This is a genomic window from Rhodovulum sp., assembly GCF_011048875.1.
GTDB classification, from domain to species: domain Bacteria; phylum Pseudomonadota; class Alphaproteobacteria; order Rhodobacterales; family Rhodobacteraceae; genus Rhodovulum; species Rhodovulum tesquicola.
Window position 1 is genome coordinate 1 of sequence record NZ_DSDD01000334.1, and the last position, 1,769, is coordinate 1,769.

Consider the following 1,769-nt stretch of genomic DNA (forward strand, 5'->3'; position numbering starts at 1 on the left):
CGGGCAGTTCGGCGGAAAGCCAAGTCATCAGGTCGGCCTCGAAGGCAGGATCGAGCGCCGAGGTGGCTTCGTCCATCACCAGCCAGTCCGGGCGCAGGAGCGCGGCACGGGCAAGGCCCAGCCTCTGGCGTTCGCCCATCGAGAGCCCCGAAAGCGCCGCCTCATCCGCAGTATCGAGGCGATGACCGAGGCCGAGACGCGTCAGGACGGCATTCAGCTTGGCCGATCCCTGCGTCGCCGGGTCCTCGGGATAGCAGGCGGCCGCCGCCAGACCTTCGGCGAAGACGGGCGCGCCTGCAGGAAGCGTCAGGAACCGCGCCTCGGGCACCGCGATCCGCCCCTCGCCCGAGAGCCAGATGCCGCCGATCGCAGCCAGAAGCGTGGTCTTGCCCTCGCCCGAGGCGCCCGAGTTCCAGACGCGTGCACCGGGCCGGATCGTGCAATCGGGCAATGCGGGCAGCCAGCGGCCATCGGGCGTCGCAAGCCGCAGTCCCTGCAAGTGCAGCGCCCCGTCGGGCGACGCCGTCCGCAGGATGGCCTGCGGTGCGCCTGGCAGCGGTGCCGGGGCCCGGGCGGCGGCCATCAGGCCATCCAGCCGCTCGCAGACCGCGACGAAGCCAGCCGGATCGCGGTTGAAGAAGATGAACCAGCTGAGCGCCGTCGTCACCTGCGAGAACGCCGAGGCCAACTGCATCAGGCCGCCCAGCGTGACCTGTCCCGCGAAACAGGCCGGCAGGGCGAAGGTCGACAAGGACCAGAGCAATGCGACAAAGGACACGAGGGCCACCGCGCCCGAGATCAGGTCGAGGGTGAATTCCAGCAGGCCTTCGACGAATTTCCGGCAGTCCTCGGCCACGCGCTGGTCGGGATTCTCGACCGGCACCGCCCCGAAACCCGGGCGCAACTGCCAATAGGCCCAGCCGCCGAGCCACAGATCCAGCGCCTGCGCGGTCAGCTGCCCGCGCCAGAGGATCAGGAGCCGCTTGCGCAGCCAGTCGGCGGCAAGCCACGATCCCGCCGAGGCGGAAACCAGAAGGAAGAACACCCCCACCTGGCGAAGGGCGGTCTGCCCGTCCAGCGCCCCCAGCGCATCGAAGAACGCCTTGTTCCAGGCGATCAGGCGGATCGAGACCCAGACACCGACGAAGTTGAGCGCGAGCACGGCCGCATAGAGCGCCGCGCCGCGCCACCAATCCGGCCCTGACGCAGCGGCCCGGGCCAGCCGACCGGCCCGGGACAGCGTTGCCGCAAGGGCGTGCAGGACCGTCACGCCTCAGAACTTCACTTCGAGCGAGGCGGTGAAGACGCGCCCCGGCCCGGTCTGCAACTCGATCGGGTTCGCGCGGGCCGTCCTCGCGTTCGGAGCGGTCGCGGAATAGCCTGCGGCGGATGCCTGGAAATACCGTTTGTCGAACAGGTTCTTGACCCCAAGGTTCAGCACCGCGCGATCGGTCACGTCCCAGCTGGCGAAGCCGTCGATCACGCCATAGCCCGCAGGCTTGAAGTTGTCCGGGTTCGCCGTTTCGGTCACCCCGGCCGCGAAAGTGCCCACCACATCGAAGGTCCAGGCACTGTCCGGAACGTCCCAGCTGAGCCCCAGTACGGCGGTCGCAGGCGGCAGGGTGCGCGGGGTCTTGGCACCCCCGGCGCTGGCGCGCTGATTGCCCTTCTGCCAGCTTGCCGCGCCGCTCAGGCGCAGGTCGGGACGGATGTCCCACTCGCCCTCGATCTCCACCCCCCAGACCCGCACCTCCGAGAGGTTGCGATAG

2 protein-coding genes are annotated in these 1,769 nt (G+C 69.7%); both read right to left on the minus strand.

Features of this window, described 5'->3' with window-relative positions:
• On the minus strand, nucleotides 1-1,270 hold a 1,270-nt coding region (locus ENN83_RS11715; protein WP_287187238.1), incomplete at its 3' end, for an ATP-binding cassette domain-containing protein.
• A gap of 3 nt (nucleotides 1,271-1,273) precedes the next feature.
• A partial coding sequence (locus ENN83_RS11720; RefSeq protein WP_287187240.1) for a TonB-dependent receptor domain-containing protein occupies nucleotides 1,274-1,769 on the minus strand: 496 nt, incomplete at its 5' end.